Source organism: Chthonobacter rhizosphaerae, assembly GCF_013839525.1.
Taxonomy (GTDB): domain Bacteria; phylum Pseudomonadota; class Alphaproteobacteria; order Rhizobiales; family Pleomorphomonadaceae; genus Chthonobacter; species Chthonobacter rhizosphaerae.
Window position 1 is genome coordinate 633,466 of sequence record NZ_JACDIS010000001.1, and the last position, 19,715, is coordinate 653,180.

The following is a 19,715-nucleotide window of genomic DNA, read 5'->3' on the forward strand; positions in this document are numbered from 1 at the left end:
CCGACCTGGCCAAGAACAGATGAAGAAGGACTGGTTCGACCATGTTCGCAGTGATCAAGACCGGCGGCAAGCAGTACAAGGTCGCCGAAAACGACGTTCTGACGATCGAGAAGCTCGAGGCCGAGGCCGGCAGCACGGTCACCTTCGCGGAGGTGCTGATGGTGTCCGGTGACGCCGGTGTCAACGTGGGCGCGCCCGTCGTGGCCGGCGCCAGCGTGACCGCCGAGGTGGTCGAGCAGACCCGCGGCGAGAAGGTGATCTCGTTCAAGAAGCGTCGCCGGCAGAATTCCAAGCGCAAGCGGGGCCACCGTCAGCTGCTGACCGTGGTCCGGATCACCGGCATCAAGGCCGCCTGATCCAGCGAGCGTCCCTGATCCAAGCGGGCGACGACCGGCGCGGCCGTCACCCGATCCGACTTCAACGCCCTCGTCCGGCGTCTCGAGCCGATCATCCGGCTCCGTTCGGCGAGGCAACCAGGACCTGAAGGAGTTATCCCATGGCTCACAAGAAAGCTGGCGGCTCGTCCCGCAACGGCCGCGACTCGGCCGGCCGCCGCCTCGGCGTGAAGAAGTTCGGTGGCGAAGCCGTCGTCCCGGGCAACATCATCCTGCGCCAGCGCGGCACCAAGTGGCATCCGGGCCAGAACGTAGGCCTCGGCGTCGACCACACGATTTTTGCGCTCACCGAAGGCCGCGTGGCCTTCGCGACCAAGTCGAACGGCCGCGTCTACGTGTCCGTTCTCCCGATGACGGCAGCCGCAGAGTAAAGCCGGATGGTCTCGAGCGGCCTGCCGGCGTCCCACGGACCCCGGCGGATCGCTCCGATTGTGTCGAGAGCACCGCGAGGGGAGGTGGGCCGCCACCTCCCCTTTCTGCATCTCGCGACACGAGGACGAGATCATGTCCAGACCCGACCGAAGCGGAAGCGAAGAGCTTGAGAGCATAGTCGGCGAGGCCGGCGAACGGGCGCTTGTCCGGCCGTTCCATGGCCTCGTGATCGAGACCCGCCGGCTGGTGCTCCGCGCCCCGGTGGCGATCGATGCGCCCGCGATCGCCGAGATCGCCGACAATGCCCGCATCGCCCAGAACCTCACGAGCCTGCCCCATCCCTATCGGACCGATGACGCGCTCGCCTGGGCCTCCGAGCTCGCCGACGACAGCGAGCAGAAGCATCTCATCTGCCTGAAGCGGTCGGACGGCCGCCGCACCCCGATCGGCGCCATCACGCTCGATTTCCGGCGCGGCGCCCGCCTGCCCACCCTCGGCTACTGGATCGGCGAACCCTGGTGGGACCGGGGCTTCGCCACCGAGGCGGCCCACGCGGTGATCGACTACGCCTTCCTGCACCAGGGGCACGAGCGGCTCTCGGTGTCGTGCCGGGTCACCAACGGGGCGTCCCGGCGGGTCATCGAGAAGTGCGGCTTCCAGATGGTCGCCCAGGAGCTCGGCCACTCCGCCTTCTTCCAGGCGGTGGTGCCGGTGGACCGGTTCCAGCTGGACCGGCGCACCTGGGAAAGCCTGCGCCGGTGGGAGCCGTTGCGGCTCGCCAAGGGTTGACGGACGAGCGGTGGACGAAGGCTCCGGCGGCGCGGCGTTTTGGCGTTCACGGCGGAGGTGTTTGACGGCATGATACGGCTCAGGAACAGTCGGCGCCCGCCCTGGCGCCGGCCGGCGGCCGGTCGGAGAGCGGCGGCGATGGATATCGGAAGCCTGAGCGGGTTCGGTCTGCGGCGACGCGCCAACCTGCATCCCACCCTGGAGACCCCGCGCCTCCGGCTGAGGCCGGTGGTGCGCGAGGACGCCGCCGCCTTCGCCCGCCATCTGGCGGACCTGGAGGTGACGCGCTGGCTCGCCCGGGTGCCGCATCCCTACCGGCTCTCCGACGGGCTCGCCTTCGTGGACCACGTCCGGCACGCGGCCCTGATCGGCTCGGCCGTCACGCTCGCCCTCCTGCCGGCCGAGGCGGAGGAGCCGGTGGGCGTCGTCGCCCTCCACGGCCTCGACGGCACGCCGGAGTTCGGCTACTGGCTCGCCCGGCCCTACTGGGGCTGCGGCGTGATGACCGAGGCGGTCGGCGCGGCCCTCGACTGGATTCACCGGTCGCTGGCCGTACCGACCATCACCAGCGGGGCCTTCGTGGGCAACGAAGCCTCCCTCAGGATCCAGGGCCGGTTCGGCTTCAAGGTGGTGGGCCGCAGCCGGCGCGAATGCCAGGCGCTCGGCCGCGACTTGGAACACGTGGACACCCGGATGGATTGGCAGGCCTACGAGAAGGCCGCGCGGACCTGACGGGCCGCTCCCGGCGCTAGGGGCCGACCCGGCCCCTCAAGGCCGGCCCTGTCCTTGAAGGCCGGCCCGGTCCCTTGGGACCGGCCGGGACCCGACGCCGCCGTTGCGCGCACGGCGGAACTGACGCATAGGAAGCGGCCGGCGTGGGCCGCGGGCGATGGCGGCGGCCCGACGGGCCGGCCACCGCCCCAAGCACGGCTTTCAAGGCCGACCGAGACGAGAGACATGAAATTCCTGGACCAGGCGAAGGTCTATATTCGCTCCGGCGACGGAGGCGCGGGCGCCGTATCCTTCCGTCGCGAGAAATTCATCGAGTTCGGTGGCCCGGACGGCGGCGACGGCGGGCGCGGCGGCGACGTGTGGGTGGAGTGCGTCGATGGCCTCAACACCCTCATCGACTACCGCTACGCCCAGCACTTCAAGGCCAAGACCGGCGTCCACGGCATGGGCCGGAACCGGCACGGCGCCAAGGGCGCCGATGTCACCTTGAAGGTCCCGAAGGGCACCGAGATCCTGGAGGAGGACGGCGAGACCCTGATCGCCGACATGACCGAGGTCGGCCAGCGCGTGCTCCTCGCCAAGGGCGGCAACGGCGGCTTCGGCAACGCCTACTTCAAGACCTCAACCAACCAGGCCCCGCGTCGCGCCAACCCCGGGCTTCCCGGCGAGGAGCGCTGGATCTGGCTGCGCCTGAAGCTGATCGCCGACGCCGGCCTCGTGGGCCTGCCGAACGCCGGCAAGTCCACCTTCCTGGCGAGGACGACGGCCGCCAAGCCGAAGATCGCCGACTATCCGTTCACCACGCTCCATCCGAACCTCGGCGTGGTCCGGGTCGGCACCCGCGAGTTCGTGCTCGCCGACATCCCGGGCCTCATCGAGGGCGCCCACGAGGGCACCGGCCTCGGCGACCGCTTCCTCGGCCACGTGGAGCGCTGCGGCGTGCTCCTCCACCTGATCGACGCCACCCAGGACGACGTGGCGGACGCCTACCGTGTCGTCCGCGGCGAGCTGGAGGCCTACGGCAACGGCCTCGACGAGAAGCCGGAGGTGGTGGCCCTCTCCAAGGTGGACGCCCTGGCGCCCGATCTCCTCAAGGGCCGGATCAAGGCGCTGAAGAAGGTCATCGGCCGCGAACCGATGACCCTCTCGGCCGCGAGCGGTGAGGGCGTGGACGACGCCCTCCGGGTGCTCTGGCGCACCATCGACAAGGGCCGGCGCGAGGCCGAGGACGAGTCCCCCGCCCTGAAGACGGAGACCTGGGAGCCATGACGGCCCTCACCGACGAGACCCGGACGAGCCTCGGCGCCGCGCCGGCCGCCCCCATGGGCGGCCTGCTCTCCCCCTTCCGGCGCGTGGTCGTCAAGATCGGCTCTGCCCTCCTCGTCGAGGGGCGGACGGGCGTCCTCAAGCGCGCCTGGATGGAGTCCATCGCCGACGACGTGGCCCGGCTCGCCGCCGGCGGCGCCGACGTCCTCATCGTGTCGTCCGGCGCCATCGCGATGGGTCGCGGCGTGCTGGGCCTGCCGGCGGGCCGGCTGAAGCTGGAGGAGAGCCAGGCGGCCGCTGCCGTCGGCCAGATCGCCCTCGCGCGGGTCTGGAGCGAGGTTCTCGGCGCCCGCGGCCTCACCGCCGGCCAGGTGCTTCTCACCCTCGGCGACACGGAGGAGCGGCGGCGCTACCTCAATGCCCGCGCCACCGTCGGCACCCTCCTCAAGATGAAGGCCGTGCCGGTCATCAACGAGAACGACACGGTGGCGACCACCGAGATCCGCTACGGCGACAACGACCGGCTCGGCGCGCGCGTCGCCGCCATGATGGGGGCGGACCTCCTCGTGCTCCTCTCCGACATCGACGGCCTCTACACGGCCCCGCCCGCCCAGGATCCCGCCGCCCGGCACATCCCGGTCGTGGACCGCATCACCCCGGAAGTGGAGGCCATGGCCGGCGCCGCCGGGTCGGAGCTGTCCCGCGGCGGCATGAAGACCAAGATCGAGGCCGGCAAGATGGCGACCGTCGCGGGCGTCGCCATGATCATCGCGTCCGGCAAGGTGGACCGGCCCCTGAGCGTGGTGGACGCCGGCGGCATCCACACGCTCTTCAAGGCGGAGGCGAACCCGGTCACCGCCCGCAAGGCCTGGATCGCCGGCCACCTGGAGCCGCGCGGCGCCCTCACAGTCGACGCCGGCGCCGTTCGGGCGCTCAATCAGGGCCGCAGCCTCCTGCCCGCCGGCGTCACCCGGGTGGAGGGCCGCTTCGGCCGCGGCGACGCGGTCCGCGTGCTCGACCCGTCGGGCCTGGAAGTCGCCCGCGGCCTCGTCGCCTACGACGCCGACGTGGCCGAGCGCATCCGCGGCCGCAGCTCCGGCGAGATCGAAACCCTCCTCGACATCGCCGGCCGCACCGAAATGATCCACCGCGACGACCTGGTGCTGAAGGGCGAGGCCGGCTGACCGGCCGCCCCGCCGTTCCTCTTCCCGACCTTCTTCGGATACCACCGCCCCATGCTGCACACTCTTTCCGAGACGCCCGAAAGCCTCGACCACACCATGCGGGAGATCGGCCGGCGCGCCCGCGCCGCCGCGCGGCGGCTGGCGATCGCGACCGCCGACGAGAAGCGCGCGGCCCTGACCGCCATGGCGGCGGCGGTGCGGCGGCGGTCGGCGGAGATCCTGGCGGCCAACGCCATCGACATCGCCGAGATGACCGTCAACGGCCAGACCGCCGCCTTCCTGGACCGGGGCACGCTCACCGACGCCCGGATCGAGGCGATCGCCCGGGCGCTCGACGAGATCGCCGCCCTGCCCGATCCGGTCGGCCGGGTGCTCGCCGCCTGGGAGCGGCCGAACGGGCTGCGGATCGAGCGGGTCGCGACGCCCCTCGGCGTCATCGGCATCATCTACGAGAGCCGGCCGAACGTGACCGCGGACGCCGGCGCACTCGCGCTCATGGCCGGCAACGCCGCCATCCTGCGCTGCGGGTCGGACAGCCATGCCTCGTCCACCGCCATCCTGGAGGCCCTGAAGGAGGGCATCGTCGCCGCCGGCCTTCCGGAGGACGCCATCCAGCTCGTCCCCACCCGGGACCGGGCCGCGGTCGGCCACCTCCTCGCCGGCCTCGGCGGCACCGTGGACGTGATCGTGCCGCGCGGCGGCAAGAGCCTCGTCGCCCGCGTGCAGGCGGAGGCGCGGGTGCCGGTGTTCGCCCACCTGGAAGGCATCTGCCACGTCTACGTGGACAAGGCGGCGGATCTCTCCATGGCGGTCGCCATCGCGGTGAACGCCAAGATGCGCCGGACCGGCATCTGCGGCTCGGCCGAAACCCTCCTGGTGGACCGGGCCGTCGCCGGCACGCACCTCGTCCCCGTCCTGGACGCCCTCTCCGCCGCCGGCTGCGCCATCCGGGGCACCGACGAGGTGCGGGCGCTCTGGCCGGGGGCCGAGCCGGCCACGGAGGCCGACTGGTCGACCGAATATCTCGACGCCATCCTGTCGGTCGCCCTCGTGGACGGGGTGGACGCCGCCATCGAGCACATCGAGACCCACGGCTCCCACCACACGGAGAGCATCGTCACCGACGACCTTGCGACCGCCGAGCGCTTCATGGCGCGCATCGACAGCGCCATCGTGATGCACAACGCCTCCACCCAGTTCGCCGACGGCGGCGAGTTCGGCATGGGGGCGGAGATCGGCATCGCGACCGGCAAGATGCACGCCCGCGGGCCGGTCGGCGTGGAGCAGCTGACGAGCTTCAAGTACCGGGTCCGCGGCACCGGTCAGCTCCGGCCGTGAGCTTCGGCCATGGGTTCCGGCCATGCGCTCCGGCCGTGACGGACCGCCGGTCGTGACCGGCCGACGACCGGCGCCCCGCGCCGCCCGCCCGACCATGCCGGCGCCCCGCGCCGCACGCCCGACCATGCCGGCGACCGTGCCCGGCCTCAGGATCGGCCTCTTTGGCGGCTCGTTCGACCCGCCCCACGCCGGCCACCGGCACGCCAGCCTGACGGCGCTCCGCCGGCTCGGCCTCGACCGGGTCTGGTGGCTGGTGTCGCCCGGCAATCCCCTGAAGGACACCGGCCGCCTGCCGTCCATCGGCGAGCGCATGCGCGCCGCCGCGCGGGTCGCCGCCCACCCGCGCGTGGTCGTCACCGACCTGGAGGCCCGCCTCGGCACCCGCTACACCCTGGACCTCATGGAGGCGCTCGTCCGCCTGAAGCCGGACGTGCGCTTCGTCTTCCTGATCGGCGCCGACAACTGGGCCACCTTCCACCGCTGGCAGGACTGGCGGCGCATCGCCGCCACCATGCCGATCGCGGTGGTCGACCGGCCAGGCTCCACCCTGAAGGCGCTCGCCTCCCCGGCCGCCCGGACCTTCGCGTCCGCCCGGGTGCCGGAGCGCGACGCCGCCGGCCTCGCCGACCGGAAGCCCCCCGCCTGGGTCTTCCTCACCGGCCACCGGGTCCCCATCTCGTCCACCGTGATCCGCCTCGCCCGGACGCGCCGCAATGCCGGCCTGCCGCCTTTGGTCGATCCGTCTTGAAATTGTCGCCCCGAGCACCCATTGTAGCGGGGTGCGGATGAGCCACAGGAAGGTCACGGCGCCGGTTCGGGGTCGAAGCCGAAAACGGGCCAGCCTTTCGAAGGCAGGGCCGCTCCATGTGGCAAGGTCACTCCCTTTGACGAGCACACCTCCCGTGGCGCAGTCTCGTGTGACGCAAGGTCCAGGCTCCCGGCTGTCCGGGTCTTGGCTCTTCGTGGCGCGGTCCGTGAGAACTCATCGGTCGGCAGCGGTCGACACGATCGAAAGGTACAGCCCCTGAGCATGACACTCTCATCCGAGGGCGCGGTGTCCCGCGCGCCTCAGACCTCGGCATTGGCCGCCTCCTCGGCGGCGGAGCCGACCGTTGGAGCCCCCGCCAGCCTCCTCGCCGCGGTCCTCGCGAGCCTGGACAACGCCAAGGCGGAAGAGATCGTGGCGATCGACATCGCCGGAAAGACCCCCATCGCCGACCACATGGTGGTCTGCTCGGGTCGGTCCCACCGGCACGTCGGAGCGATCGCCGACCACCTCCTGAAGGACATCAAGGACGCCGGTTTCGGCACCGCCACCGTCGAGGGCATGACCGCCTGCGACTGGGTGCTGATCGACACCGGCGACGTGATCGTCCATGTGTTCCGCCCGGAAGTGCGCCAGTTCTACAATCTGGAAAAGATGTGGGCTGCCGACGCCGCTCCCGCTCGGATCCACGGCTGACCGGCCTCGGCCGGTGAACCGAACGGCCGCCGCGCATCCGGCGCGGCCGGCGGCGGGAGACCCATGCGGATCGCCATCCACGCGGTCGGCCGGCTGAAGGCCGGGCCCGAACGGGAGCTGACGGACCGCTACCTGGACCGGGCGGCCAAGAGCGGCCGCGCCATTGGCATCACGGCGGTCGCGAGTCGCGAGATCGCCGAGAGCCGCGCCGCGCGCGCCGAGGCCCGCAAGGACGAGGAGGCGGCCGCCCTCCTCGCCGACCTCCCGGACGGCGCCGTGACGATCGCCCTTGACGAAGGCGGCGAGACCATCGACAGCGCCCGCTTCGCGGCGCTGGTCGGGTCCGCGCGCGACCGTTCGGTCCCGGCGCTCGTGCTCCTCATCGGCGGCGCGGACGGGCACGGGCCGGCGCTTCTCGCCCGCGCGTCCCTGAAGGTCGCCTTCGGGCGCCTCACCTTTCCGCACCAGATCGTCCGCATTCTCGCCGCGGAACAGGTCTATCGAGCCATCACCATCCTGTCCGGCCATCCCTATCACCGCTCGTGAGGGGGGCGGACAGGCGCCGATCGTCACTCCGGGCGGGCCCGCCCCGGGGGCGGCGGCTGTTCATCGCAGGGGGAAGCGGTCTAGGGTGAACCGGATTTTGACGCGCGCGCTGAAGACCGTCCCGATGCGGCCCACACGACACCTGCGCCTCCTGTTCGCCGCCGGCCTCCTGGCGGCGGGCACCGCCCTGGCCGGTGCCCAGGAGCCGCAAGGCGCGCCACCCGCCCCCCTTCCGCCGGCGGACGGAGCCGCCCCCGGCACCCTCGTGCCGCCGGTGCGCGCCGCCGGCGACCCGAAGGACCCGGCCGTCATCGAGGCGGAACGCACCCTGAAGGGCGCCGAGCTGGAGGCGATCCGCCGCGACATCGAGCTCACCGCCACCCGGCAGGAGGAGATCGCCGCCGAGATCGCCCGCATCGCCGACGACAGCGCGGCCATCGACCGCGACCTGATGGCGACCGTGGAGCGGGTCCAGAACCTGGAGAGCAAGGTGTCCGAAAGCGAAGGCCGGCTCGCCCGCCTCGCCGACGAGGAACGGGTCGTCCGCATCAGCCTGGACAGCCGCAAGGCCGTTCTCGCCGAGGTGCTGGCCGCCGCCCAGCGCATCGGCCGGCGCCCGCCGCCGGCTCTCGTGGTCAAGCCGGAGGACGCGGTCGGCGCCGTCCGGTCGGCCATCCTGCTCGGCGCCGTCCTGCCGGAGATCCGCGTTGAGGCGGAGGCCCTCGCCGCCGACCTCGGCGCCATGGTGGCGCTCACCCGCCAGGCCGAGGCCGAGCGCGACGCCCTCAAGGCGGACGCCGTCCGCATCGTGGAGGAGCAGAAGCGCCTGGAACTCCTCCTCGACGAGAAGCGCCGCAGCCGGGAGGCCCGGACGGCCGCGCTGGAGGTCGAGCGCCGGAAGGCCGAGGACCTCGCCGGCCGGGCAAAGTCTCTCGAAGAGTTGATCGGCACCATGGAGCGCGACCTCGCCTCCGTCAGGGAGGCGGCGCGGCAGGCCGCGGAGGCCGCAAGGCGCGAGCGGCCGGCCCCGTCGGACACCGGCCGGCTCCAGCCGGCCATCGCCTTCGAGGACGCCAAGGGCCGCCTCGCCCTGCCGGTCCGGGGCGTCACCGTCCAGGAGTTCGGCGCCGACAACGGCCTCGGCGGCACCGCCGCCGGCCTGTCGGTCGCCACCCGGGCCGGCGCACGGGTCACCGCCCCGGCGGACGGGTGGGTTGTCTACGCGGGCCCGTTCCGCTCTTATGGGCAACTCTTGATCCTGAATGCCGGCGGTGGATATCATGTCGTACTCGCTGGCATGGATAGGATCGACGTTGAACTCGGTCAGTTCGTGTTGACCGGTGAACCCGTCGGGGTGATGGGGAGCCAGCGGCTTGCGAGTGCAGCGGTGCCGGATGCGAGCCTTTCGCAGCCGGTGCTCTATATCGAGTTTCGCAAGGATGGCGCTTCGATCGACCCGGCTCCGTGGTGGGTCGCGTCGCAGGATCGGAAGGTTCGCGGATGATCAGGAAACTCTCGCTTCTCGCGGCCGGCGCCTGCCTCGGCGCCGCCGTCACCGTCGTGTCCGGCAACGGCCAGCTCCCGGGTCTCGGGGCGGCCGTCGCGGCCAGCGCCGACACCTATCGACAGCTCAACCTGTTCGGCGACGTGTTCGAGCGCATCCGCGCCGACTACGTGGAAGAGCCGGACGAGGCGGCGCTGGTTGAGAACGCCATCAACGGCATGCTCACGTCGCTGGATCCCCATTCCAGCTACATGAGCCCGAAGAACTTCCAGGACATGCAGGTCCAGACCAAGGGCGAGTTCGGCGGCCTCGGCATCGAGGTCACCATGGAGGAGGGCGCCGTCAAGGTCGTCACCCCCATCGACGACACGCCGGCCGCCCGGGCGGGCGTGCTCGCGGGCGACCTCATCGTCGGCCTCGACGGCGAGCAGGTTCAGGGCATGACCCTGCAGCAGGCCGTGGAGAAGATGCGCGGTCCGGTGAACACGCCGATCACCCTGCAGATCCAGCGTAAGGGCACCGACAAGCAGCTCGACATCAAGGTCGTGCGCGACGTGATCCGGATCCAGTCGGTCCGCTCGCGGGTCGAGGGCGACGTCGGCTACGTGCGCATCACCCAGTTCACCGAACAGACGTTCGAGGGCCTGAAGGGCGCGCTGGACAAGCTGAAGAAGGAGATCGGCGAGGACAAGCTCAAGGGCTATGTCATCGATCTGCGCAACAACCCCGGCGGCCTCCTCGACCAGGCGATCGCCGTGTCCGACGCCTTCCTGGACAAGGGCGAGATCGTCTCCACCCGCGGCCGTCACGAGAACGAGACCCGGCGCTACTCCGCCCGCAGTGGCGACCTCACGGGCGGCAAGCCGGTGATCGTGCTCGTCAACGGCGGTTCGGCCTCCGCGTCGGAGATCGTCGGCGGCGCCCTGCAGGACCATCGCCGGGCCACCATCGTGGGCACCCGGTCGTTCGGCAAGGGCTCCGTGCAGACCATCATCCCGCTCGGCGCCAACGGCGCCATCCGGCTCACCACGGCGCGCTACTACACGCCGTCGGGCACCTCCATCCAGGCCAAGGGCATCACCCCGGACATCGAGGTGCTGCAGGAACTGCCGCCGGAGTTGAAGGACCAGGTGACCGAGACCAAGGGCGAGGCGAGCCTCAGGGGCCACCTCAACGCCGAGGACGGCGCCGACAAGGAGGAGTCCGGCTCCCAGGCCTACGTGCCGCCGGACCCGAAGGACGACAAGCAGCTGAACTACGCCTACGACCTCCTCCGCGGCCTCCAGGCCAACAGCGCCTTCCCGCCGAGCCAGGACAAGGCCCCGATCCCGAACTGACCGGGATCGGCCAAGAGGCCCACCGACAAGCCCCGCCGGCCACGCCGGCGGGGTTTTTTCATGTCGTGACCACGGCTCTGTCGGACATCAGGCCGCGAGTTGCCGTCTCAAGTCCCGCGTCTCGTCTCCCCCGCCGGTCCAGAGTATCGTCCGGGACGTTGATCGGCTGCAGGTCCTCCTCGGATCATCGCAGGATCAAGTCCCTTCCGGTTGCATCAGCACCGGAATTCGCCAGCCTGTGCCGTCCTGCGGCTCCTTGGTTCTGGACCGGACTGTCGGCCATGCGAGGGCACGGGCCCGCTGTCCGGGCGCAGCCAGGCGTGTGACGCCCGCTCATTCTCCCCGTGCGAACCGGGAAATAGTTCGAATTTACCATTCATTATCCATTCCGAACGACTGTGCTGGACAGGCGCGTCGCCGCGTGGGCGACCGGTGCGCCGCAGCAGGCCCGGATGAGCGACCTCACCTCCCCTCTCGGCTACAAGCCGCCTCCCCTCAGCCGCAAGACGGCGCCGGTCGGCATGATCCTGGCCTCGGTGCTGGTGGCGCTCGCCGCGCTCGTGGTGCTCTGGGTCGTGGTGGTGGACGACCCCCATGGCGGCGAGCCGGTCGCGGTCGCCGAGATCGAGGACGGCGGCGGGCCGGTGCAGCGGGAGGACGTGACCGTGGTCGGCGTCAAGTCCGGCTCCGGCGAAATCCTGCCCTCCGTGTCCGAGCCCGCCCCGGAGGACGCGATCGAGACCGTGGATGTTCCACAGGACACGCCGGCGGCCGCGCCCCGGACCATCGCGACGGCCCCGGATCCGGACCTACTGGAGGAGACCGCGTTCGGAGCGCTCCCCAAGGTGTCCGCCTCCGGCCTGCGGCCGCTCGACGCCTATGCGCGGCCGGTGCCGTCCTTCGTCGGCACCGCGCCGAAGATCGCCGTGGTGATCGGCGGCCTCGGTCTCAGCCAGACCGGCACCCAGGAGGCGCTGCGGCTGCTGCCGCCGGACGTGACCCTCGGCTTCGCGCCCTACGGGTCCAGCCTCGACCGCTGGGTCGCCAAGGCCCGCGAGGGCGGCCACGAACTCCTGCTCCAGATCCCCATGGAGCCTTACGACTATCCGGACAACGACCCGGGCCCCCATACGCTGCTGACCACCCTCGACAAGGAGCGCAACCGGGAGCGGCTGCACTGGCTCCTCGGCCGCATTTCGCTCTATGTGGGCGTGCAGACCTACATGGGGGCGCGGTTCACCGCCGAAGGGCCCGCCCTGGAGCCGGTGATCGCCGAGATTGCCAGGCGCGGCCTCCTGTTCGTCGACGAGGGCAGTTCCTCCCGCAGCACCGCCGACCAGGTCGCCGCGACCCGCGCCGCCCCGTTCGCGAAGGCAGACCTCATCATCGACGCCATCCCGTCGGAGGCGGACATCACCGGCCGGCTGACCCAGCTGGAGCAGATCGCCCGCTCCCGCGGCTTCGCGGTCGGCACAGCGAGCGCGCTTCCGGTCACCGTGCGGGAGGTCGCCGAATGGGCCCGGACGCTCGACGCCCGCGGCATCACCCTGGTGCCGATCAGCGCCACCCAGGCGATGGCCGCCCGCCCCTGAGGGCGATCCCACCCAGGCCTGTGCCGGCCCGCCGTGGCCGGGCGCGGCCCGCCGGGGCGCCTCGGCCGGCGGCGGCCGAGGGGTGGCGCGCCGGCGGGAACACGTGCATCTTGGCGCCGCCAGCCCCATCAGGAGACGCGCCCATGCCCGACCATGACGACCTGCCCTATCGCCCCTGCGTCGGCGCCGTCCTGATCAACCGGGACGGCCTCGTCTGGATCGGACGGCGCCGGGACGCCGCCGGCGACGGCGACGACGGCTGGCAGATGCCCCAGGGCGGCCTCGACCCGGGCGAGGATCCGCTGGAGGCCGCCAGGCGGGAGCTCTACGAGGAGACCAACGTCTCCTCCGTCACGCTCCTCGCCGAGGCGCCGGACTGGTACGCCTACGACCTGCCGCCGGACGTCGGGTCGGACAAGTTCAAGCGCAAGTGGCGGGGACAGACCCAGAAGTGGTTCGCCTTCCGGTTCGACGGCACCGAGGACGAGATCGACATCGACCGCCCGGCCGGAGGCGCCCACGATCCGGAGTTCGGACGCTGGCGCTGGGAGGCGCTCGACCGGTTGCCGGCACTGATCGTGCCGTTCAAGCGGCCGGTCTACGACAAGATCTTCGCCGCCTTCGCGCACCTGGTCGTCCCCGCCGGGCGATGAGAAGTCGCCATCCGTCGTCGTTCCGCCGCCAAGGCCGACAAGGACCCACGTCCGCCGTGTCGTCGGACTGTCGTCGGTCCGCATGATCCTGATCGGTCGCCGATGGGGCGACGACAAAGGCCGTGTGGGACCTCGCGTCGCCGCCATGTGGCCCAACCGAAATACGAGGTCCGATGCAGGACATCCTCCCCGCCGCCGACGACTGGAAGGCCGGCCTGCCGCACCGGCCGAACGTCGGCATCTGCCTGTTCAACCGGTCCGGCCTCGTCTTCGCCGGCCGACTGGTGCCCAACCCGGACGGCTGGCCGGACCCGGAGCGGACGGCGCCCGGCGCCGACTGGTCCATGCCCCAGGGCGGCATCGACCCGGGGGAGGACATCGAGGCGGCGGCAAGGCGGGAGCTCTGGGAAGAGACCGGCGTCACCACGGCGACCCTGCTCGCCATCACGGACGATTGGATTCTCTACGATTTTCCAAGCCGCGGCGCCCCCACCCACAAGCTCCACCCCTTCCGCGGCCAGCGCCAGCGCTGGGCCGCGTTCCGCTTCGAAGGGGAGGATGGCGAGGTCCGGATCGACGCCGCACACACCCACGAGCCGGCGGAATTCCTGGAATGGGCCTGGCGGCCGCTCGCGGATCTGCCAGGCATCGGCCTCCATCACCGCCGCCCGGTCTACCAGCAGGTCTTGACCCTGTTCGGCCGGTTCGCCGCGACATGAAGAGCCGGCCCGCCGCGACCCTCGCCCTGCTGCCGGCCCTTGCCGTCGCGGCGATTTCACCAGCTGCGGCAGACACTTGGACCGGAAGCCGCAATGCCCCGCTGCTTTCCCCGGACGGCCGCTGGAGCGCGCCGGTGCGGCTCGCCCCGCCCGGCGAATTGGGCGGCCGGACGGTCGCGACCGTGTCATGGCTGTTCGCCTACGACCCGCCGGCCGGCACTGTCGAGGCCGAGATCTGCGTCGGCGACCGGTGCATGGTCGCGACCCGGCCGGAGGTCTACGACGACCGCTCCCTCGCCGGCGCCGCCGTCGCGCCGCTCGCCCTCCGCTTCCGCTGGTCCGCGCCGGGGTCGCGGACGGCTGTGCTCACCGGCGGGCCGGTTCGGGTGACCGTGACGACGGAGGGGCCTTGGCGCCGGACCGTCGGAAGCGCTCGGCAGAGCCGGGACGAGAGGCAAAGGTCACTCGCCGAGGAGCCTGACCGCGCCGGCCGGTGACGGCGAAACCTGTTCACCTCCAGAGACTTGTCGTCTCGGACCAGCTTTCCGGCGTGGTCAGACGAAAAAGCCCCGGACCAGGTCCGGGGCTCTGTCACGGGCGCCTGGCGATCGCCTCAGGCGGCCTGCAGGGCCGATGCGACGTCGCGCAGCTGGGCGAGCTTCTGCTCGGCGCGGGTACGGGCGTCCGGCGTCTTGGCGTCCGCCACGTCCTCCTCGGCGTCCCGGATCTCGGCCGCGATCTGGTCGGGCTTCAACTCGGCAACCGGGATGGCGGTCTCGGCGAGAACCGTGAGGCCGGCGGGGGAGACGTCGGCGAAACCGCCGCGCACGAAGATGCGCGTGGTCTCGGAGCCGGTCCGGACGGCCACGATGCCGGCGCGGAGGGTCGACAGGAAGGGGGAATGGTTGGCGAGCACGCCGAAATCGCCGTCCACGCCCGGCAGGTCCACCTGATCCACCTCGGTGGAGAGGACCAGCCGCTCGGGGCTCACCAGTTCGAACTTGAAGGTCGCCATTGCGGACACTCCCGGGAGCTTGGGTCAAGAAAAGCGGGCGGCAAGCCGCCGCCCGCCCGCATCGGCGCGGAACCGAAGGCCGGTCCGCCGCGCGGCGGACCGGTGCGCGTCAGGCCGCCTGGGCGGCGAGGCGCTGTGCCTTCTCCAGGGCTTCGTCGATGTTGCCGACCATGTAGAAGGCGGCTTCCGGCAGGTGGTCGTACTTGCCCTCGCAGAGGCCCTTGAAGCCCTTGATGGTGTCTTCCAGCGCCACGAGCTTGCCCGGCGAACCGGTGAACACCTCGGCCACGAAGAAGGGCTGCGACAGGAAGCGCTCGATCTTGCGGGCGCGGGCCACCGTCAGCTTGTCCTCTTCGCTGAGCTCGTCCATGCCCAGGATCGCGATGATGTCCTGGAGCGCCTTGTAGCGCTGCAGGATCTCCTGCACGCGGCGGGCGACCGCATAATGCTCGTCGCCGATGATGGTCGGGTCGAGCATGCGCGACGTGGAGTCGAGCGGGTCCACCGCCGGGTAGATGCCCTTCTCGGCGATCGAGCGGTTGAGCACCGTGGTGGCGTCCAGGTGGGCGAAGGAGGTGGCCGGCGCCGGGTCGGTCAGGTCGTCCGCCGGCACGTAGATCGCCTGCACCGAGGTGATCGAGCCGCGGGTCGTGGTGGTGATGCGCTCCTGGAGGGCGCCCATGTCGGTGGCGAGCGTCGGCTGGTAGCCCACCGCCGACGGGATGCGGCCGAGGAGCGCCGACACTTCCGAGCCGGCCTGGGTGAAGCGGAAGATGTTGTCCACGAAGAAGAGCACGTCCTGGCCCTTGTCGCGGAAGTGCTCGGCGACGGTCAGGCCGGTCAGGGCGACGCGGGCGCGGGCGCCCGGCGGCTCGTTCATCTGGCCGTACACGAGGGCGCACTTGGACCCTTCCGTGGAGCCGTGCTCCTTCGGGTCCTTGTTCACGCCGGACTCGATCATCTCGTGGTAGAGGTCGTTGCCCTCGCGGGTCCGCTCACCCACGCCGGCGAACACGGAATAGCCGCCGTGCGCCTTCGCGATGTTGTTGATGAGCTCCATGATGAGCACGGTCTTGCCCACGCCGGCGCCGCCGAAGAGGCCGATCTTGCCGCCCTTGGCGTAGGGGGCGAGAAGGTCGACCACCTTGATGCCGGTCACGAGGATCTGCGCCTCGGTGGACTGCTCCACGTAGGACGGGGCGGACTGGTGGATGGCGCGGGTGCCCTCGCCGACGACCGGGCCGGCTTCGTCCACCGGCTCGCCGATCACGTTGACGATGCGGCCGAGACAGGCGTCGCCCACCGGCACGGAGATCGGGGCGCCGGTGTCGACCACTTCCTGGCCGCGCACGAGACCCTCGGAGATGTCCATGGCGATCGTGCGCACGGTGTTCTCGCCGAGGTGCTGCGCCACTTCGAGCACCAGGCGGCCGCCGTTGTTGGTGGTCTCGAGGGCGTTCAGGATCGCCGGCAGATGGTCGTCGAACTTCACGTCGACGACGGCGCCGATGACCTGGGTGATGCGTCCGACCTTCGTGTCAGCCATCGTGTTCGTCCTTCAAGTCGCTTGTATTCTGCGGTCAGAGCGCTTCGGCGCCCGAGATGATTTCGATGAGTTCCTTGGTGATCATCGCCTGGCGCGAGCGGTTGTACTGCAGCGACAGCTTGTTGATCATGTCGCCGGCGTTGCGCGTCGCGTTGTCCATGGCGGACATGCGCGCGCCCTGCTCGGAGGCGGCGTTCTCCAGGAGCGCCGTGAAGATCTGCACCGCGATCGCGCGCGGCAGCAGCTCCTCCAGGATTTCGGTCTCGCCCGGCTCGTAGTCGTAGAGCGCGCCGCCGGTGCTGGCGGCCGTCTCGACCTCGAAGGGGACGATCTGCTTGGCGGTCGGGATCTGGGCGATCACCGAGCGGAAGCGGGAATAGAACAGGGTGCAGACGTCGAACTGGTTTGTCTCGAACAGCTCCAGCACCTTCTGCTGGATGCCGGCGGCGACCGAGAAGTCGAGCGTCTTCAGCCCGCGCAGCTCGATGCGCTCGATGATCCGGCCGCCGTGGTCGCGACGAAGCGCGTCGGCGCCCTTCTTGCCCACGGTGATGATCTTCACCTCCTTGCCCTCGGCGAGGAGACGGTTGATGTGCTCGCGGGCGAGGCGGACGATCTGGCTGTTGAAGCCGCCGCACAGGCCGCGCTCGGCGGTGCAGACCACCAGGAGGTGGACCTGGGTGCGGCCGGTGCCGGCCATCAGGCGCGGCGCGTCGTCCCGGCCCACGGCGCCGGCCGCAAGGTTGCCGAGCACGTCGGCCATGCGGGTCGCGAACGGACGGGCTGCCTCGGCGGCTTCCTGGGCGCGGCGCAGCTTGGCCGCGGCGACCATCTGCATCGCCTTGGTGATCTTCTGCGTCGCCTTCACGGAGGCGATGCGGTTCTTCAGATCCTTCAAGCTCGGCATGTCGGCTCCTGCCCCGATCCGTCGGAGGCGGCACGATGTCGGCGTCAGAGGGTCCGCCGCGCGTCGTCGGCGCGGCGGACCGTTCGGGTCAGGCGAAGGTCTTGGCGAACGCCGAGATGGCGTCCTTCAGCTTCGCCTTCAGGTCGTCGGTGATCTGCTTCTCGGCCCAGATGCCGTCGAGGATCCCCGGGTGCTTGTCGCGCAGGAAGCGCAGCAGCCCTTCCTCGAAGGCGCGCACCTTGCCGACCGGCAGCGGGTCCAGGTAGCCGTTCACGCCGGCGAAGATGACGGCGACCTGCTCCTGGGTCTTCAGCGGCGAGAACTGCGGCTGCTTCAGGAGCTCCACAAGGCGGGCGCCGCGGTTGAGAAGCTTCTGGGTCGACGCGTCGAGGTCCGAGCCGAACTGGGCGAAGGCGGCCATCTCGCGATACTGGGCGAGCTCGCCCTTGATGGTGCCGGCCACCTGCTTCATCGCCTTGATCTGGGCGGCGGAGCCGACGCGCGACACCGAGAGGCCCACGTTCACCGCCGGACGGACGCCCTGGTAGAACAGGTTGGTCTCCAGGAAGATCTGGCCGTCGGTGATGGAGATGACGTTGGTCGGGATGTAGGCCGACACATCGTTCGCCTGGGTCTCGATGACCGGGAGAGCGGTCAGCGAGCCGAGGCCGTTCTCCTTGTTGAGCTTGGCGGCGCGCTCCAGAAGGCGGGAATGCAGGTAGAACACGTCGCCCGGATAGGCCTCGCGGCCCGGCGGACGGCGCAGCAGCAGCGACATCTGGCGATAGGCGACGGCCTGCTTGGAGAGGTCGTCGTAGGCGATCAGGGCGTGCATGCCGTTGTCGCGGAAGAACTCGCCCATGGCGCAGCCGGTGAACGGCGCCAGGAACTGCATCGGGGCCGCGTCGGAGGCGGTGGCCGCCACGACGATCGAGTACGGCAGCGCCCCGGAGTCCTCGAGCTTCTTCACGAACTGGGCGACGGTGGAGCGCTTCTGGCCGATGGCCACGTAGACGCAGTAGAGCTTGATGCTCTCGTCCGCGCCCTCGTTCAGCGGCTTCTGGTTCAGGAAGGTGTCGAGGATGATGGCGGTCTTGCCGGTCTGGCGGTCGCCGATCACCAGCTCGCGCTGGCCGCGGCCGATCGGGATCATGGCGTCGATCGCCTTGATGCCCGTGGACATCGGCTCGTGCACGGACTTGCGCGGGATGATGCCCGGCGCCTTCACGTCCACGCGGCGGCGCTCGACGTACTCGATCGGGCCCTTGCCGTCGATGGGGTTGCCGAGGGCGTCGACCACGCGGCCGAGCAGGCCCTTGCCGACCGGCACGTCCACGATGGCGCCGGTGCGCTTGACCGTGTCGCCTTCCTTGATGTCGCGGTCGGCGCCGAAGATCACGACGCCGACGTTGTCGGTCTCCAGGTTGAGCGCCATGCCCCGGATGCCGCCCGGGAACTCGACCATCTCGCCCGCCTGGACGTTGTCGAGCCCGTAGACGCGGGCGATGCCGTCACCGACGGACAGAACCTGGCCGACCTCGGAGACTTCGGCCTCTTGGCCGAAGTTCTTGATCTGCTCCTTGAGGATTGCGGAAATTTCCGCGGCGCGGATATCCATCAGCCGACCTCTTTCAGTGCGATCTTGAGCTGGTTGAGCTTGGTCTTGAGCGAGGTGTCGATCATGCGGCTGCCAAGCTTCACGACGAGGCCGCCGATGAGCGACGGATCGACGCTCGTGTTGAGGAGTACGGCCTTGCCGGTGATCTCACCGAGCGCGGCCTTCAGGTCGGCCGTCTGGCCGTCCGAGAGCGGTTCGGCCGACACCACGGTCGCGGTCCGCTCGCCCCGGTGGGCGGCGAGGAGCGCGCGGTAGGCCTTGAAGATGTCCATGACGACGAAGAGGCGCCGGTTGCGGGCCGCGAGCTTGACGATGTTGCTCACGTAGCCGCCGATCCCGGCCCGGTCGAGCACGGCGGTGACCGCCTTCAGCTGGTCGTCGGCGGAAAAGACCGGCGAGCGGACGAGGCGGACGAGGTCCGGGCTGCCGGCCATCAGCGCTTCGAAACGGGCGATGTCCGCCGCCACGGTGTCGAGGCTGCCGCCGTCCCGGGCGAGTTCGAAAAGGGCGAGGGCGTACCGTTCCGCCACCCCTGATGTCGTAGACGCCGTTTCGCTCACGGAAGCTCGATCCCCCTCATGCGCCTCTGGCCGATCGCCGATGTGACGGCAAAGCCCTGAAACGACTTGCGAATTTAGGTGGATAAGTGGGGGATCCACGTGCACCCCCACCCGGAAGTCGGCCCCATCTAGCACATGGGTCTTGGTTCCGCAACTGATCCGCCGGAATCTGAAAATGGC

Annotated in this window: 21 protein-coding genes; 16 read left to right on the plus strand and 5 right to left on the minus strand. The window is 70.7% G+C overall.

Annotation, left to right across the window (positions count from 1 at the left end):
• The first annotated feature begins 41 nt into the window (after positions 1 to 41).
• The 16 genes from rplU (at position 42) to HND91_RS02940 (ending at position 14,386) form a co-directional block, all read left to right on the plus strand.
• A complete protein-coding gene (rplU, locus tag HND91_RS02865) occupies positions 42 to 356 on the plus strand; it encodes a 50S ribosomal protein L21 (protein WP_181704995.1) in 315 nt (104 codons plus the stop codon).
• Between the two features lie 140 nt (positions 357 to 496).
• The gene (gene rpmA / locus HND91_RS02870) at positions 497 to 766 is read left to right on the plus strand and encodes a 50S ribosomal protein L27 (RefSeq protein WP_181704996.1); all 270 of its coding nucleotides are present in this window, start codon (positions 497 to 499) and stop codon (positions 764 to 766) included.
• A gap of 133 nt (positions 767 to 899) precedes the next feature.
• Positions 900 to 1,556, plus strand: a complete 657-nt coding sequence (locus tag HND91_RS02875; RefSeq protein WP_181704997.1) for a GNAT family N-acetyltransferase — start codon at positions 900 to 902, stop codon at positions 1,554 to 1,556.
• Between the two features lie 138 nt (positions 1,557 to 1,694).
• Positions 1,695 to 2,288, plus strand: coding sequence for a GNAT family N-acetyltransferase (locus tag HND91_RS02880; RefSeq protein WP_181704998.1), 594 nt, complete (start codon positions 1,695 to 1,697; stop codon positions 2,286 to 2,288).
• A 225-nt stretch (positions 2,289 to 2,513) separates the two neighbouring features.
• Positions 2,514 to 3,557 carry a GTPase ObgE gene (obgE, locus tag HND91_RS02885; RefSeq protein WP_181704999.1) on the plus strand — a complete coding sequence of 348 codons (1,044 nt, stop codon included), beginning with the start codon at positions 2,514 to 2,516 and terminating at the stop codon, positions 3,555 to 3,557.
• 53 nt (positions 3,558 to 3,610) lie between these two features.
• Positions 3,611 to 4,738 carry a glutamate 5-kinase gene (proB, locus tag HND91_RS02890; RefSeq protein WP_181705199.1) on the plus strand — a complete coding sequence of 376 codons (1,128 nt, stop codon included), beginning with the start codon at positions 3,611 to 3,613 and terminating at the stop codon, positions 4,736 to 4,738.
• Positions 4,739 to 4,789: 51 nt separating this feature from the next.
• Positions 4,790 to 6,076 carry a glutamate-5-semialdehyde dehydrogenase gene (locus HND91_RS02895; RefSeq protein ID WP_181705000.1) on the plus strand — a complete coding sequence of 429 codons (1,287 nt, stop codon included), beginning with the start codon at positions 4,790 to 4,792 and terminating at the stop codon, positions 6,074 to 6,076.
• A 94-nt stretch (positions 6,077 to 6,170) separates the two neighbouring features.
• Positions 6,171 to 6,824 (plus strand): nicotinate-nucleotide adenylyltransferase, encoded by a 654-nt coding sequence (locus HND91_RS02900; protein WP_181705200.1) that lies wholly within the window; start codon positions 6,171 to 6,173, stop codon positions 6,822 to 6,824.
• Between the two features lie 282 nt (positions 6,825 to 7,106).
• Positions 7,107 to 7,538, plus strand: a complete 432-nt coding sequence (gene rsfS, locus HND91_RS02905) for a ribosome silencing factor (protein WP_181705001.1) — start codon at positions 7,107 to 7,109, stop codon at positions 7,536 to 7,538.
• Between the two features lie 63 nt (positions 7,539 to 7,601).
• Positions 7,602 to 8,084, plus strand: coding sequence for a 23S rRNA (pseudouridine(1915)-N(3))-methyltransferase RlmH (rlmH, locus tag HND91_RS02910; protein WP_181705002.1), 483 nt, complete (start codon positions 7,602 to 7,604; stop codon positions 8,082 to 8,084).
• Between the two features lie 124 nt (positions 8,085 to 8,208).
• A complete protein-coding gene (locus HND91_RS02915) occupies positions 8,209 to 9,588 on the plus strand; it encodes a murein hydrolase activator EnvC family protein (protein WP_181705003.1) in 1,380 nt (459 codons plus the stop codon).
• Positions 9,585 to 10,925: a S41 family peptidase gene (locus HND91_RS02920; RefSeq protein ID WP_181705004.1), complete on the plus strand. Its 1,341-nt coding sequence runs from the start codon at positions 9,585 to 9,587 to the stop codon at positions 10,923 to 10,925. The genes HND91_RS02915 and HND91_RS02920 overlap by 4 nt, the downstream gene beginning before the upstream one ends.
• 452 nt (positions 10,926 to 11,377) lie before the next feature.
• Positions 11,378 to 12,517 carry a divergent polysaccharide deacetylase family protein gene (locus HND91_RS02925; RefSeq protein WP_181705005.1) on the plus strand — a complete coding sequence of 380 codons (1,140 nt, stop codon included), beginning with the start codon at positions 11,378 to 11,380 and terminating at the stop codon, positions 12,515 to 12,517.
• Positions 12,518 to 12,660: 143 nt separating this feature from the next.
• Positions 12,661 to 13,170: an RNA pyrophosphohydrolase gene (locus HND91_RS02930; protein WP_181705006.1), complete on the plus strand. Its 510-nt coding sequence runs from the start codon at positions 12,661 to 12,663 to the stop codon at positions 13,168 to 13,170.
• A 173-nt stretch (positions 13,171 to 13,343) separates the two neighbouring features.
• Complete coding sequence (locus HND91_RS02935) at positions 13,344 to 13,889, plus strand: RNA pyrophosphohydrolase (RefSeq protein ID WP_181705007.1); 546 nt, start codon at positions 13,344 to 13,346, stop codon at positions 13,887 to 13,889.
• Complete coding sequence (locus HND91_RS02940; protein ID WP_181705008.1) at positions 13,886 to 14,386, plus strand: flagellar protein FlhE; 501 nt, start codon at positions 13,886 to 13,888, stop codon at positions 14,384 to 14,386. The genes HND91_RS02935 and HND91_RS02940 overlap by 4 nt, the downstream gene beginning before the upstream one ends.
• A gap of 116 nt (positions 14,387 to 14,502) precedes the next feature.
• On the opposite strand, the gene HND91_RS02945 is transcribed toward HND91_RS02940, so the two are convergent.
• From HND91_RS02945 to HND91_RS22545, 5 genes are all read right to left on the minus strand, one after another.
• Positions 14,503 to 14,904 (minus strand): F0F1 ATP synthase subunit epsilon, encoded by a 402-nt coding sequence (locus tag HND91_RS02945; protein WP_181705009.1) that lies wholly within the window; start codon positions 14,902 to 14,904, stop codon positions 14,503 to 14,505.
• A 109-nt stretch (positions 14,905 to 15,013) separates the two neighbouring features.
• Positions 15,014 to 16,450, minus strand: coding sequence for a F0F1 ATP synthase subunit beta (atpD, locus tag HND91_RS02950; protein WP_181705010.1), 1,437 nt, complete (start codon positions 16,448 to 16,450; stop codon positions 15,014 to 15,016).
• Positions 16,451 to 16,484: 34 nt separating this feature from the next.
• Complete coding sequence (locus HND91_RS02955; protein ID WP_181705011.1) at positions 16,485 to 17,357, minus strand: F0F1 ATP synthase subunit gamma; 873 nt, start codon at positions 17,355 to 17,357, stop codon at positions 16,485 to 16,487.
• Positions 17,358 to 17,445: 88 nt separating this feature from the next.
• The gene (atpA, locus tag HND91_RS02960) at positions 17,446 to 18,975 is read right to left on the minus strand and encodes a F0F1 ATP synthase subunit alpha (protein ID WP_181705012.1); all 1,530 of its coding nucleotides are present in this window, start codon (positions 18,973 to 18,975) and stop codon (positions 17,446 to 17,448) included.
• Positions 18,975 to 19,535, minus strand: a complete 561-nt coding sequence (locus HND91_RS22545; RefSeq protein ID WP_181705013.1) for a F0F1 ATP synthase subunit delta — start codon at positions 19,533 to 19,535, stop codon at positions 18,975 to 18,977. Before HND91_RS22545 ends, atpA begins: the two co-directional genes overlap by 1 nt.
• Between the last annotated feature and the right edge of the window lie 180 nt (positions 19,536 to 19,715).